Below are 13,855 nucleotides of genomic sequence, written 5' to 3' on the forward strand. Positions count from 1 at the left end.
GGTGGGGGAGGGGTAGGGGTTACGGGGGTCAGTGCCGGCCGGCCGGTACCGGGGCGGCGGCTCGGGCCTCGACCGGCTGGGACGTGGTCTCGGGGGCGGCCGCCGCGGACCGGTTCCGCCGGTCCAGGAACGCCGCCAAGAACGCCAGCAGCAGCGCCGTACCCGAGAGCAGCGCGCCGACCCAGTTCGGGGCGGTGAAGCCGAGGCCCGTGGCGATGACGACGCCGCCGAGCCAGGCGGCCAGGGCGTTGCCGAGGTTGAAGGCGCCGATGTTGGCGGCCGAGGCGAGGGTCGGGGCCTGCTTGGCCTGGTCCAGGACCCACTTCTGCAGCGGCGGCACCGTGGCGAAGCCGAGGGCGCCGATCAGGGTGAGGGTGATCGCGGCGAGGACCTTGTTCTCGGCCGTTGCCGTGAAGACCAGCAGGGTGAGGGAGAGCGCGCCCAGCGACACGAAGAGCATGGGCATCAGGGCGCGGTCGGCGAACTTCCCGCCGAGCAGGTTGCCGAGGAACATGCCGATGCCGAAGAGGACGAGGAGCCAGGTCACGGCCCCCTCGGTGTAGCCGGCGACCTCGGTCATCATCGGGGTGATGTACGTGATGGCCGCGAAGACACCGCCGTACCCGAGGACGGTCATCGCCATGGCCAGCCAGACCTGCACGTTCTTGAAGGCGGCGAACTCGGTGCGGACGTTCGCCGTCTCGGGCCGGCCCGTCGTGGGGATGAGCCTGGCCACGCCGAGGAAGCCGACCACGCCGAGCGCGGCGACGATGGCGAAGGTGACGCGCCAGCCGGCGGCCTGGCCGATGTAGGTGCCGAGCGGTACGCCGACGATGTTGGCGACGGTCAGGCCCATGAACATCAGGGAGATCGCGGACGCCTTCTTCTCCGGGGCGACCAGGTCCGCTGCGACGACCGAGCCGATGCCGAAGAACGCGCCGTGGGCGAGCGAGGCCACGACCCGGCCGGCCAGCATCATGCCGAAGGACGGGGCGACGGCGGAGAGCAGGTTGCCGACGATGAAGAGGCCCATCAGGAAGAGGAGCATCTTCTTCCGGGACACCTTGGTGCCGAGCACCGTCAGGAGCGGGGCGCCGAAGACGACACCGAGGGCGTAGCCGGTCACCAGCCAGCCGGCCGTGGGGATGGAGACACCGAAGTCGCCGGCGACCTGGGGCAGCACTCCCATGATCACGAACTCGGTGGTGCCGATCCCGAAGGCCCCAATGGCGAGGGCCAGGAGCGCGAGAGGCATGGTGGAGCACCTTCCAGAATACTTGCAGGGGGGTCTTGCTTGCTTCAACAATAATTGCATACGCGGGTTAAGTGCAAGCGGAGGGTATTGCGGGGGGTGGGTATTGCCGTGCGCGGGGTTCCCCTGCTTGTGGCGCCCTGTCGCAACACCTCGTGTTCACCTCGGGTGTGCCGGAAGACCGCCTGCTGATCGGACGCGAGTCGTCCGGCTCGGCGGTAATGGCTCTCTGCCCGTGACGTGAACGTGAACACCGGGCCTACGCGCAACCGCGCGCCGCGCGAGACACCCCGGAGGACGTGTGCCACCTGCTGCCGAGACCGTGCCGGACCGGGGCGAAGGCGCGCGCACGGAGGCCGAGCGTCCGGGCGCCCCGGACGGCGGCGGGAGCCGGCCCCGCGAGCAGCGGTTTCTCGCCCGGGTCCGGCGCAGCGCGCGCGTCCGGGCGGCCGCCGCTGCCGCCCTGCTGACCTGCCTCGTCCTCTCCCTCGGCGGTCTCCTGGCCGGCAGCCATCCGTTCGGGCCCACGACCCGCAACACCGTCGACCTCGGCCAGCAGTACCTGCCCTTCCACGCCCACTGGCGCAGAGTCCTCCTCGGCCAGGCCGACGGGGACCTGTTCGTCAACTGGAGCGCGGGCTTCGGAACGAACTTCCTCGGTGACTACGGCACGTACCTGAGCAGCCCGTTCGACCTGCTGGTCGTGGTCTTCCCGGCCGACCGGGTCGAACTCGCCCTCTACGTCATCACCGCCGCCAAGATCATGGCCGCGGGCGCCGCCATGGCGGTCCTGCTGCTCCGGCTCCGCCGGGGCCCCTGGCAGGTCGCGGCCGTCCTGGGCGCGGCGTACGCGGTGTGCGGCTGGACCCTCAACTACGGCACCACCGTGCCGATGTGGCTCGACGGGCTGCTCGCCTTCCCCCTCCTCTGCCTGGTCGGCGAGTGGGCCCGCAGCGGGCGCCGGCCCGTCCTCGGGCCGCTCGTCGTCGCCCTCGCCTGGTACGCCAACTTCTACACCGCGTACATGGCGACCCTCGGCGCGGCCGTCGTCCTGACGGTCCGTCTGCTCACCGAACCCGGGCCGGCCCGCAGGCGCCTGGCCGGGCTGCTGCGCGCCTCCCGGTCCGTCCTCCTCGGCATCGGCCTCGCCACCCCGCTCGTCCTGGTCATCTACGTCGCCACCAAGACCGCCGACCCGACCCCCGAGGTGACGTTCACCGCCGTCGCCTGGACCGAGGTGTTCGCCCGGCTGTTGCCCGCCACGGCCAGCGTCGCCAGCCCGGCCCTCTTCATCGGCACCCCGGCGCTCGCGCTCGCGCTCACCCTGCCCTTCAACAGTGCGGTGGCGCCGCGGACGCGCCTCATCTGGACGGCCGCGATCGTCCTGGTCGCGCTCTCCCTGCAGTGGGGCCCCACCCACCTCCTCTGGCACGCGGGCGCCTCGCCGAACGGCATCCCGTACCGGCAGACCTTCGTGCTCTGCGGTCTCCTCCTGATCGCGGCCTGGCTCTCCACCGCCCGCGGCCTGCCCCCGCTGCCCGCCCTGCTCGGCGGGGCGGCCGTGCTCGCCGCCCTCGCCTTCGCCGCGCGGGGCAGCCTCGTCGTCGACCGCTGGACCTACCCGGCCTTCGCCGCCGCCCTGGCCCTCGCGGCGCTCGCCGCCGTGGCCGTCCTGCTCGCCCGGCGGTACGCGGTCGGCGTCAAGGTCCTGCCCGCCCTCGCCGTACTCCTCCTCGTCGTCGCCCAGGCCGGCGAGGCCGCCGTCACCGGCGCCAGGATGGCCGAACAGTCGCTGGCCCAGGTCCACTGGTCCCCGCGCGTCGGGCCGTGGCAGGAGGACATGCGGCGGGCCGTCGCGGACAAGGACGCCTGGCCACGCCACCGTACGGACCCCGGAGAACTGCCGGGCGGCAACGACGTCCTGCTCGTCGGCGGCCAGAGCTCCGAGTACTACTCCAGCCTCACCGCGGAGTCGTACAACCGCACCCTCTCCGCGCTGGGCTTCGGCTTCTGGGCCAAGGGCCGTCACCTGACCACGCTCGACAACCCGGTGACCGACGCCATCTTCTCCATCGGTACGCGGATACGGTCCACGCCCTCCGCGCCCGTGACGACCGACACGCTCCCCGAGGCGGACATCACCGTCACCGACACGCCCGTGCCGCCGCTCGTGACGGTCCGCCCGGACGTCCGGCTGCCCGCGCGCGGGACCGACTTCGGCGATTCCGTCTTCGCCAACCAGGAATTGCTGCTCGGATCGAAGGTGTACAGCGTGCCGCAGCAGGTCCGGCGCACCGACGGACCCGGCGGTGTCACGACCCTGACGGCCTCCTGCCCGGCGGGCTCCGGCGTCTGGCTCTGGGCGCCCGAACTCAAGGGCACCGCGGCCCTGGCAGGCGAGCGGCCCGTCTCCTTCCTCGGCGGACTCCCCTCCGTGCAGGGCCCGATGCGGACGCTCGGCACCGTCCCGGCCTCCGGATCCGTACGCGTCGAACTGAGCGCCGACGAGCCGCCGTCCCTGCCGCGGCAGCCCCTCGGCTGCCTGGACCAGGAGCGACTCGACACCGCCGTACGGCAGTTGACCGCGACCGGCGCCACCGACCTCCGCGTCTCCGGCCACACGCTGACCGCCCAACTCCCGGCCGGCAGCACGGGAACCGCCGTCATCGCCGTACCGCGCATCTCCGGCTGGAGCTGCGCCGCCGGAGACGCCGCCCCGGCGCCCGCCCAGCGCTACCTCGGCCTCCTCGCCGTTCCCCTCGACTCCACGGCGACGTCGGTCACGTGCACCTTCCGGCCACCGGGGCTGCGCGCCGGCGGCGCGGTCGGCGCCGTGGCACTGCTCGGCCTGCTCGCCGTCGGGCTGTGGGGCCGGCTCGGGGGCCGAACCGGGAGCCGGTTCGCGGACCGGTTCGCCAGGAGGGTGCCAAGAGTTCACCTGGAGTCCGCGTCCGGCTCGCCGGACGGGAAATGACGGTGGTTACGCTGCCCGTCCGACCGGCGTTCGCCCAGGTGAACGCCGCCGCGAGCCCGCTCGCACACCGAGCGGACGCTCGCACGCAGGCGGACGCTCGCACGCAGGCGGACGCTCGCACACGGGCGGACGCCGACTCGTCCGCCGGTCCGCCGATCTGTTCGTCCGCTGGTCCGTTCGTCTGCTCTTCTGTTCGCCTGGCTTGAGTGTGGGGATGTCCGAGTGCCCAAGTTGTCCGTCATCGTGCCGTTCCACAACGTCGGGATCTATGCCTCCGACACCATGCGCAGCCTCGCTAGCAACGCGGACCCGGATTTCGAGTTCCTGCTGATCGACGACTGCTCGACGGACGAGACGCCGCACGTCCTGGACCGCTGGCGGGACCGGATCCCGAACGCCAGAGTGATCCGCCACGAGACGAACCTCGGCGTGGCCCAGGCGCGCAACACCGGAATCGACGCGGCCACCGGCGACTACATCACCTTCCTCGACGGCGACGACTGGTACGCCCCCGGCCACCTGCGCGCCATGGTCGACGGCATCGACGCGCTCGGCTGCGACTTCGCACGCACCGACCACGTCCTGTCGACCGGCACGAAGCGCGCCATCCGCTACGCGCCCGCCAAGGAGCGCGAGACCGTGATGGACCCGCGCGACGGCATCGCGCCCGCCAGCATGATCACGATGGTCGACTACCCCTTCGTCCCCTTCGGCATCTACAGCGCCCGGCTCTTCGAGAACGGCGGCTCGCGCTTCGAGACGAAGCTGCGCACCGCCGAGGACCGGCTCTGGATCTGGCGCCTCCACCTGAACGCCGCCACCTACGCCTCCCTCAGCGTCCACGGCGTCTTCTACCGGCGCGGCGTCACCACCTCGCTCACCCAGATCACCGACAACCGCCAGCTCGACTTCATCCCGTCGTACGACCTCCTCCTGGAGGAGGTCTCCGCGGACCGCGACGCCGACCGCTTCCTGCCGAAGGCCGTACGCACGTACTGCGCCATGATCGCCTTCCACATGGGCAAGGCCGACCAGTACGAACCGGCCGTCACCAAGCGGCTCAAGCAGAACGTGACCGACGCCCTGCGCCGGATGCCGCAGCAGGTGCTCGACGAGACCCTCGCGACGATGGACACCGCGCGCAGCACCCTGCTCCGCGGCCTGCGCGCCACCGGAAGGACCGCCTGATCATGACCGCGACGCCCGCGAACCCGCGTACGGCACCGGGGAACCCGCGTACGACGACGGCGAAGCCGCGCATCCAGATCTTCGAGGTGTCCACCCTCTACGGCGCCGCCACGCTCGCCGCGGCCATCGACGCGGGTCAGTTCGGGGCCGCCGAGGGCGCCCGCCGGATCCTGCTGATCTCGAACAACGCGGCGATCCCGGAGACCGCGCTGCGGATGGAGACGATGACCGGCTACGACCGGATCGTCACGCGCTTCGACGAGGTCGTCGACTGGAACGAGGCGATCCAGCCGCACCACCCCGCCACCTGGTCGCCGCGCACCGAGGAGGCCCCGCTCTGGCAGCGCGTCTTCCGTACGGCGTGGGACCTGGGCGACGCCCCGGTCGAGCTGATCGTCGAGTCCATCCAGGTCAACCCGGCCAAGGCGCTCGCCTTCGTCTTCGCCGAGAGCACCGTCCAGGTCTACGCCGACGGCCTGATGAGCTACGGCCCGACGCGTGAGGAGCTGCCGCAGTCGATCGCCTGCCGGATCGGGCGCCTGCTCCACCTCGACCTGGTGCCGGGCCTTCGCCCGCTGCTGCTCTCCGAGTACGGCGTCAAGCCCGAACTCGTCCCCGACGAGGCCTTCCGCGGCGTCCTCGCGGAGATCGCCGAGGCGGCCGAGGGCGACCCGATGGTGACCGAGGCCGTCGCGGCCGAGCCCACGGCCCTCCTCCTCGGCCAGTACCTCGCGGCGCTCGACATCCTCACCGCCGACGAGGAGGAGGAGCTGCACATCCGGATGATGCGCGGGGCCGCGGCCGCCGGACACACCTCGGTGATCTTCAAGCCGCACCCGACCGCGCCCGCCCGCTACTCCACGGCGCTGAACGAGGCAGCCGAGGAGGCCGGCGTACGGCTGACGGTCCTGGACGGCCCGCTGCTCGCCGAGACCTTCTACGAGCGGTGCCGGCCCCGCCTTGTCGTCGGCTGCTTCTCCACCGCGATGGTCACCGCGTCCGTCTACTACGGCGTCCCGATCGCGCGCGTGGGCACCGACACGGTCCTGGAGCGGCTGACGCCGGTCGAGAACAGCAACCGGGTGCCGCTGACCGTCGTGGACCACATCGTGCCCGACCTGGAGACCGGCACGGGACCGGCCGTTCCGGGCGCCGGACCGGAGACGCTCACCCCGCTCGTCCGGGCCGTGGGCTTCTGCATGCAGCCCAAGCTCCACCCGCTGCTCCGGGACGAGACGGCCCGCTTCCTCGAAACCCACGGGGGCGACGCGGACATGGCGCGGTACTTCGACACCGAGCGGCTGACGCAGCTCGCCCTCCCCGGCGGCGGCCCGGCCCCGCGCGGCGGCGCGTCCCGGCTGCGCCGGAGCCTGATCCGCAGCGGACGGAGCTGAGGGCGGGAGGGCCGGGGCCCCGGGGGCCCGCGCGAGGGCCGGCGGCCCGGGAGGCTGCCTGAGGGTCTGGCGGCGCTCCCGGGCAGCCAGGCCCTCATCGCCGTCGTTCAGGCCGTCGCCGAGTGGACGATCGTGAAGACGGCCCCCTCCGGGTCCGCCACCTGCGCGATCCGGCCCGTCGCACCCTCCCGGGGCGGCCGCAGGACCTGGCCGCCCAGCTCGGTGACGAGCCGCGCGGCCGCGTCCGTGTCGGCGACCTCGAAGTACGTCATCCAGTGCGGGCCCCGGTCACGCGGGAGCGCGGTGCCGACGCCGTGCAGGGCGGCCACCGGGCGTCCCTCCAGGTGGAGGGTCAGATAGTCGAAGTCGGCGGAGACGACCGGCTCGACCTCGTACCGGAACACCGTCTGGTAGAACTTCGCGACCGCCGAGGTCTCGTACGTCAGGAGCTCGTTCCACACCGGCGTCCCGGGCGGCCCGGCGGTCGCCGTGCCGTGGTGCCGCTCGGCCTGCCAGACGCCGAAGACGGCGCCGACCGGGTCCGAGCAGATCACCAGGCGGCCGGCCTCGTCCGCGTCGATCGGGCCGACGGCGACCGTGCCGCCGCAGCAGCGGATGGTCTCCGCGGCCTCGTCGGCGTCGTCGGTGGCCAGGTACGTCGTCCACGCGACCGGCAGGTGCCGGTCGGGCGGCAGCTGGCCGATGCCCGCCACCTCCCTGCCGTCGAGCAGGGCACGGACGTACGGCCCGAGCTGCTGCGGACCGGGGACGAACTCCCAGCCGAAGAGCGCGCCGTAGAACTCCCGCGTCGCGTCAAGCCCATGCACCATCAAGCTCACCCAAGAGGGTGTACCGGGTGTGCGCCGAGTCGCCTCGGTCATCGTCACTCTCTCCTCGGACCATCGTCGTCGTGGCCGTGCGGGGGACCCGGGCGCACGAACGCGTGCGGGCGGGTGGGAGCGGGGCCCTGGGTCGGCGTTCTCGGCTTCCGCAGCGGGTTCCTGCCCGCCGACCGCGCCCCGTACACGCCCCTCGGGCGCGCCCGTGCACGATGCTCGCACCGACGGGCGCCCCGCGCGCCTCGGCCGCGCCGAGTTCCGTCGTCCTATGCGGCGGGACGGTCGGCGGCGGGCTGCGCGAGGATGGCACCCATGAAGCCCATCATCTCCGCAAGCGATCTCGCGAGCGACCTGGCCGGAGCCCGGCGCCCGGTCCTCCTCGACGTCCGGTGGCAGCTCGGTGGCCCGCCCGGACGGCCCGCGTACGAGGCCGGGCACGTGCCCGGCGCGGTCTACGTCGACCTGGACACGGAACTCGCCGCTCCGCCCGGCAGCGGCGGTCGGCATCCGCTGCCCGACCTGGAGGTCTTCGGCGCCGCGATGCGCCGGGCGGGTGTCGCCGCGGAGACACCGGTCGTCGTCTACGACGGCGGCCTCGGCTGGGGCGCCGCCCGGGCCTGGTGGCTGCTGCGCTGGACCGGGCACACGGACGTACGCGTCCTGGACGGCGGCCTCGCGGCCTGGACGGCGGCGGGGCACGAGCTGTCGAAGGAGACCCCGAGCCCGGAGCCGGGCGACTTCGCGCCGGACCCGAGCGAGGTCGGGCTGCTCAACGCGGACGGGGCCGCGGCCCTGGCCCGCTCGGGCCTGCTGCTCGACGCGCGGGCGGCGGAGCGCTACCGGGGCGACGTGGAGCCGATCGACCCGGTCGGCGGCCACATCCCGGGCGCTGTCTCCGCCCCGACGACGGAGAACGTGGCCGAGGACGGCCGCTTCCTGCCGGCGCGGGAGCTGGCGGCCCGCTTCAACGCGCTCGGCGCCCAGGAGGACGGCATGGTCGGCGTCTACTGCGGCTCGGGCGTCTCGGGCGCGCACGAGGTCCTCGCCCTCGCGATCGCGGGCATCCCGTCCGCCCTGTACGCGGGCTCCTGGTCGGAGTGGTCCAACGACCCCGCCCGCCCGGTCGCCAAGGGCCCGGACCCGCAGTAGCCCTTGCCCGTACGTGAAGGGGCCCGCACCGGGATCGGTGCGGGCCCCTTCACGTAGAGCCGTAGGACTGCCGTACAAACGTCAGTCCTGCTTCTTCCTTCGCGTGCCGAAGACGATCTCGTCCCAGCTCGGGACCGCCGCGCGGCGGCCCGGGCGGACGCCGTCCGCCTCCGCCTGCCGGTCCGTGGTGCCCGTGAGGCGGTCGCGGTGGCCCGAGACCGCGCGGGGCATCAGGACGTCGGCGTACGCCGAGCCCGCGCCGGCCGAGGCCGCCGGTGCCGGGGGCTCCTCCGCCTCGGGCTCCTCGCCGGGCTCGGTCGAGGCCGGGTCGGTGGTCCGGTCGGGGACGACCATGTCGCCGCGGAAGTTGGGCACCGCTTCCAGCAGGCTGGTCAGCGAGTCCCGCTCGTCCTCCGGCTCGGGAACCGGGGCCGGGCGCTCGATCTGGCGGTCGAGGGTGCGGTCCAGCGGCCGGTCGCGCGGCAGCCGGGCGATGCGGGGCACGAACGGGAAGCTCGGCTCCGGCGCGGCGGCGATGGTGTCGTCCGTCTCGCCGATCAGCGCGCGGGCCTCGTCGTCCACGGCCTGGACGAGCCGCCGGGGCGGGTCGTACGTCCAGCTCGCCGTGTGCACCTCGCCCGCGACGCGGTAGACGAGCAGCACCTCCCAGGTGCCGTCGTCGCGGCGCCAGGAGTCCCACTGCACGGTGTCCTTCTCGGCGCCGCGCAGTAGCAGCCGCTCCTGCACCGCCTCGCCGAGCTGCGGTCCGGTGTTCTCGCCGGGCCGGCGCACGGGCGTCTTGCGGGCCCGCTCGGCCATGAACGCCCGCTCCGCGAGGACGGGGCCCTCGAAGCGCCGTACGCGGTCGACGGGGATGCCGGCGAGCTGGGCGACCTCCTCGGCGGAGGCACCGGCACGTATCCGCGCCTGGATGTCGCGGGGGCGGAGGTGGCTCTCCACCTCGATCTCGATCTGACCGAGCCGCGCGCGGTCGTTGCGCACGGCGGCGCGCAGCCGCTCGTCGATCGGAAGCGTGTACTCCGTGCTGTCAGCAGCCTTCAGCACCAGTCGTGTGCCGTCGTTGGAGACGGCCACGACACGCAGTTCGGGCATGGGGACCTCCCGGGTGGTGCCTGCCGACGTCACGTGCGTCGCTGCTTCCGCTAGTCGAGTGTGGCCTGCCCGGGTGCAGCCTGCCACAACCTTGCCGAGTTGCCCGGCGTGTCGGGCATGGATCTTGGATCGCCGTTATGGCACGGTTACCCTTTTGCGACGCTGAGTGACCGGTGGTCACGCTCCGCAGTGGGCGACCGTGCGGTGCCGCGGCTCCGCCGGTTCGAGTGCCACGTTCGGCCCCCTCCCCGTGACCCGGCACCCATGAGGGAGCCCGGACCCAGGGATCGCCCACAGTACTCCATTCGGGCCACCTGGGTGGACCGGCGCGCCGCCCAACTTCTCCGGGGGTACGGGAGTTGAGTCTCCGTGATCTCCGTCCGCACGTGGCGCTCTTCACAGAAACTCCGGAAACGGAACTATTCACTTCGCCCATTTGTCCCTTGTGGGTATGGAGCAGGAGAAGAACGGTGAGAAGAAGAAGCTCGACCTGAGCGTGGCTCAGGTCTCGGGCTCCGCGGTCGCCGCCGTCGTGGCGGCCAAACTCGCCTCCACGCTCGGTGTGTACGGCACGATCCTGGGCGCCGGTGTGATCAGTGTCATCGCGACCTGCGGTGGCTCGATCTTCCAGCACGTCTTCAAGCGCACGGGCGAGCAGATCCGGGTGGTCACCGTCCACGGCGAGCCGGCGAAGACGACCGTCGACCGACCTGCCCCGGACCGGACCCAGCTGCTCACGACCGTCGGCGGGCCCGGCCTGCCCCCGTACGACGAGGAGTTCAGCGAGGCGACCACGCACGGCACGCGCGTCCGGGGCTGGAAGCGGTCCGCCGTCGGCGCCGCGCTCGTCTTCCTGGTCGCCATGGGCGGCATCACCACCTACGAACTGATCTCCGATCAGGACTTCAGCGGCACGAAGGGGACCACGACCTTCGGCTCGGTCGTGGGACGCGGCGAGGCGAAGAACCAGCAGCCGTCCGACGACGCGCCCACGGGGCAGCGGCAGGAGCAGCGGGAGAAGGACGGCGGCGGCACCCCCACCGACGGCGGCACGCCCGACTCCCGGAACCGCACCCCCGACCCCACGCCGACCCCCTCGGGCTCCGCCGGCGGCGACCCGACGCCCACGCCGACCCCGCCTCCGACCCCCATGCCGACCCCGACCCCCAGCGGTTCGACGACGCCCACGGCGCCCCCGACGGACCCCCCGTCCACCGGTGCGGGCGCTCCGGAGAAGGCCGGAACGCCCGCCGAGTGACAGGCCGCGTGGTGACAGGCCGCCTGGTGGACCGTCAGTCGCCCAGGACGCGGCGCAGATAGTCGTTGGCGAAGAGCCGGTCGGGGTCGAGCCGGTCGCGCAGCTCGGTGAACTCGGCGAAGCGCGGGTAGACCTCGGAGAAGTACGCCGCGTCCCGGGTGTGCACCTTGCCCCAGTGCGGCCGGCCGCCGTGCGCGGTCATGATGCGCTCCACCGCGGTGAAGTACGCGCGGTGGGGCGTGCCCTTGTAGAGGTGCACCGCGATGTACGCGGTCTCGCGCCCCGACGCCGTGGAGAGCGCGATGTCGTCGGCGGGCGCCGTCCGCACCTCCACCGGGAAGCTCACCTTCAGCGGCGAACGCTCGACCATCGCCTTCACCTCGCGCAGCGCCGCGACGGCCGCCTCGCGCGGCAGGGCGTACTCCATCTCCATGAAGCGCACCCGGCGCGGGGAGGTGAACACCTTGTACGGGATGTCGGTGTACGTACGGGCCGACAGGGCGCGGCTGGAGACCTTGGCGATCGACGGGATCACCGGCGGGACCGCCCTGCCCACCGAACACGCGAGCTGGAAGACGCCGTTCGACAGCAGCTCGTCGTCGATCCAGGCGCCGATCCGGCCGGGAGGGGCGGCGGGGCCCGCGCTGCGGTTGTTGCGCTTGGTGTTGCAGTTGTCCGTGTGGGGGAACCAGTAGAACTCGAAGTGCTCGTTCTCCGCGTGCAGCGCGTCGAACTCCGAGGTGACCCGGTCGAAGGTCATCGGCTCCTCGCGCGCGGTGAGCAGGAAGACCGGCTCCACGGCGAAGGTGATCGCCGTGACCACGCCCAGCGCGCCGAGCCCGATCCGGGCGGCCGCGAACACCTCCGGATTCTCCTTCTCCGAACAGGTCAGCAGCCCGCCGTCGGCCGTGACCAGCTCCAGCTCCCGGATCTGCGCGGCGATCGAGGCGGAGTCGCGGCCGGTGCCGTGCGTCCCGGTGGAGGTGGCCCCGGCGACCGTCTGCTCCATGATGTCGCCCATGTTCGTGAGCGACAGGCCCTCCCTGGCCAGCGCCACGTTGAGCCGCTTCAGCGGAGTGCCGGACTCCACGGTCACGGTCATCGCCTCGCGGTCGATCCGCCGGATGCCCGTCAGCAGGTCCGGACGGATCAGCACGCCGTCGGTGGCGGCGATCGAGGTGAAGGAGTGGCCGGTCCCGACCGTCTTCACCCGCAGCCCGTCCTCGGCGGCCTTCCTGATGGCGTCGGCCAGCTCCTCGGCCGAGGCCGGGCTCACCTCCCGCGCGGGACGGGAGGTGACGTTCCCGGCCCAGTTACGCCACGGGCTGCTCGCCGCCCTCGTGCTCGTCCACCGTGCTCTCGGTGTCCTGCTCACGCTGCCCCTCCCGCGTCGGCACCGGCCTGCGCAGCCGGCGGTACCCCAGGAGACCCACCGCGACCGCGAGCGCGCCCGAGACGACGGGCACCACGTACCCCGCCTCCGCACCCGACGCGTCGACCACCCAGCCGGCGGCCGAGGAGCCCAGCGCCACACCGATCGCGAGCCCGGTCCCTGTCCAGGTCATGCCCTCGGTCAGTTTGGTGCGCGGTACGTGCGCTTCGACGAGGGCCATCGTGGTCACCATCGTCGGTGCGATGGAGAGGCCCGCGACAAAGAGCGCCACGGCCAGCAACGGCAGGTTCCCGGCCAGTAGGAGGGGGATCATACTCACGGCCATCGCACAGACACCCAGCAGCCACCTGCGGGACGGGTCGCCCTTGAGGTGCAGCAGCCCGAACACGGCGCCGGCCAGGCAGGAGCCCAGTGCGTAGACCGCGAGGACCAGGCTGGCGGCGGCCTTGTGGCCCTGCTCCTCCGCGAAGGCGACCGTGACCACGTCGACCGAGCCGAAGATCGCGCCGGTGGCGACGAAGGCGAGCGCGAGGACCTGCAGACCGGGGGAGCGGAGCGCCGAGCCGCCGGAGTTGTCGTCCTTCGGGTGCGGCTCGGGCTCGGTGGCCCGCAGCGAGGTCAGCCAGAAGACGCCGACGGCCAGGAAGACGGCGGCGAAGAGCGGGCCCGCCTCGGGGAACCAGATCGTCGACAGACCGATGGAGATGATCGGGCCGAAGATGAAGCACACCTCGTCGACGATCGACTCCCAGGAGTACGCGGTGTGCAGCCGGCGCGCCTCTCCTCGGTAGATGGACGCCCAGCGGGCCCGGGTCATGGCGCCGAGGCTCGGTACGCAGCCGATGACGGCGGTGAAGACGAACAGCGTCCAGTCCGGGGCCTTCTGCTGCACGCAGAGCAGCAGCCCGGCCGCGGCGACGAGCGAGACGAGGGTGACCGGGCGCAGCACCCGGCGCTGGCCGTACCGGTCGACGAGCCGGGAGACCTGCGGGCCGAGGACGGCCGCCGACATGGCCATGGTCGCGGCGAGCGCGCCCGCGAGGCCGTACCGGCCGGTGACCTGGGAGATCATCGTGACGATGCCGATGCCCATCATGGACAGCGGCATCCGGCCGATGAAACCGGCAACCGAAAAGGCTCCGGTGCCGGGCGCCGCGAAGATCGCGCGGTAGGGACTGGGCAAGTTGATCTCCGGGCAGGCAGCGGCTCAATCGTGTAATTAACAGCTAAAGCCTACGGCGTTGAACTGGATGGTGCAGCCACTTTTTCGGTCGGGCCGGGCCATCGGCCGTCAG

Annotated in this window: 10 protein-coding genes; 5 read left to right on the top strand and 5 right to left on the bottom strand. The window is 72.6% G+C overall.

The features are described from left to right. Positions 1-28 precede the first annotated feature (28 nt). Positions 29-1,255, bottom strand: a complete 1,227-nt coding sequence (locus AB0F56_RS22090; protein ID WP_362012278.1) for an MFS transporter — start codon at positions 1,253-1,255, stop codon at positions 29-31. A gap of 298 nt (positions 1,256-1,553) precedes the next feature. Here AB0F56_RS22090 and AB0F56_RS22095 point away from each other — a divergent pair, with 298 nt between their 5' ends. The 3 genes from AB0F56_RS22095 to AB0F56_RS22105 all read left to right on the top strand — a co-directional run bounded on the left by AB0F56_RS22095 (position 1,554) and on the right by AB0F56_RS22105 (position 6,808). Further along, entirely contained in the window at positions 1,554-4,226 is a 2,673-nt protein-coding gene (locus AB0F56_RS22095) for a YfhO family protein (RefSeq protein ID WP_362012280.1), read from the top strand. A 222-nt stretch (positions 4,227-4,448) separates the two neighbouring features. After that, positions 4,449-5,414 carry a glycosyltransferase family 2 protein gene (locus tag AB0F56_RS22100; protein WP_362012283.1) on the top strand — a complete coding sequence of 322 codons (966 nt, stop codon included), beginning with the start codon at positions 4,449-4,451 and terminating at the stop codon, positions 5,412-5,414. A gap of 2 nt (positions 5,415-5,416) precedes the next feature. Next, on the top strand, positions 5,417-6,808 hold the full coding sequence (locus tag AB0F56_RS22105) for a polysialyltransferase family glycosyltransferase (protein WP_362012286.1): 1,392 nt from the start codon (positions 5,417-5,419) through the stop codon (positions 6,806-6,808). Between the two features lie 107 nt (positions 6,809-6,915). Here the strand turns inward: AB0F56_RS22105 and AB0F56_RS22110 are convergent, their stop codons facing one another. Then, entirely contained in the window at positions 6,916-7,689 is a 774-nt protein-coding gene (locus AB0F56_RS22110; RefSeq protein WP_362012288.1) for a VOC family protein, read from the bottom strand. A 270-nt stretch (positions 7,690-7,959) separates the two neighbouring features. On the opposite strand from AB0F56_RS22110, the gene AB0F56_RS22115 reads away from it, so the two are divergent. Continuing rightward, the gene (locus AB0F56_RS22115) at positions 7,960-8,796 is read left to right on the top strand and encodes a sulfurtransferase (RefSeq protein ID WP_362012291.1); all 837 of its coding nucleotides are present in this window, start codon (positions 7,960-7,962) and stop codon (positions 8,794-8,796) included. An 81-nt stretch (positions 8,797-8,877) separates the two neighbouring features. Here the strand turns inward: AB0F56_RS22115 and sepH are convergent, their stop codons facing one another. Next, complete coding sequence (gene sepH / locus AB0F56_RS22120) at positions 8,878-9,942, bottom strand: septation protein SepH (RefSeq protein WP_362012293.1); 1,065 nt, start codon at positions 9,940-9,942, stop codon at positions 8,878-8,880. 418 nt (positions 9,943-10,360) lie between these two features. On the opposite strand from sepH, the gene AB0F56_RS22125 reads away from it, so the two are divergent. Beyond that, positions 10,361-11,167, top strand: a complete 807-nt coding sequence (locus tag AB0F56_RS22125) for a hypothetical protein (RefSeq protein WP_362012296.1) — start codon at positions 10,361-10,363, stop codon at positions 11,165-11,167. A 34-nt stretch (positions 11,168-11,201) separates the two neighbouring features. On the opposite strand, the gene AB0F56_RS22130 is transcribed toward AB0F56_RS22125, so the two are convergent. Both AB0F56_RS22130 and AB0F56_RS22135 read right to left on the bottom strand, forming a co-directional pair. Further along, entirely contained in the window at positions 11,202-12,542 is a 1,341-nt protein-coding gene (locus AB0F56_RS22130; protein WP_362012299.1) for a D-arabinono-1,4-lactone oxidase, read from the bottom strand. Then, positions 12,481-13,743: an MFS transporter gene (locus tag AB0F56_RS22135; RefSeq protein ID WP_362012302.1), complete on the bottom strand. Its 1,263-nt coding sequence runs from the start codon at positions 13,741-13,743 to the stop codon at positions 12,481-12,483. The genes AB0F56_RS22130 and AB0F56_RS22135 overlap by 62 nt, the downstream gene beginning before the upstream one ends. Positions 13,744-13,855: the final 112 nt, after the last annotated feature.

This window comes from Streptomyces sp. NPDC026092 (genome assembly GCF_040638605.1).
GTDB lineage: Bacteria > Actinomycetota > Actinomycetes > Streptomycetales > Streptomycetaceae > Streptomyces.

Excerpts from the sequence above, each read along its gene's own strand:
- AB0F56_RS22125 (WP_362012296.1), top strand. The coding sequence starts at position 10,361 with ATGGAGCAGGAGAAGAACGGTGAGAAGAAGAAGCTCGACCTGAGCGTG.
- AB0F56_RS22105 (WP_362012286.1), top strand. The coding sequence starts at position 5,417 with ATGACCGCGACGCCCGCGAACCCGCGTACGGCACCGGGGAACCCGCGT.
- AB0F56_RS22110 (WP_362012288.1), bottom strand. The coding sequence starts at position 7,689 with ATGACCGAGGCGACTCGGCGCACACCCGGTACACCCTCTTGGGTGAGC.
- AB0F56_RS22090 (WP_362012278.1), bottom strand. The coding sequence starts at position 1,255 with ATGCCTCTCGCGCTCCTGGCCCTCGCCATTGGGGCCTTCGGGATCGGC.
- AB0F56_RS22115 (WP_362012291.1), top strand. The coding sequence starts at position 7,960 with ATGAAGCCCATCATCTCCGCAAGCGATCTCGCGAGCGACCTGGCCGGA.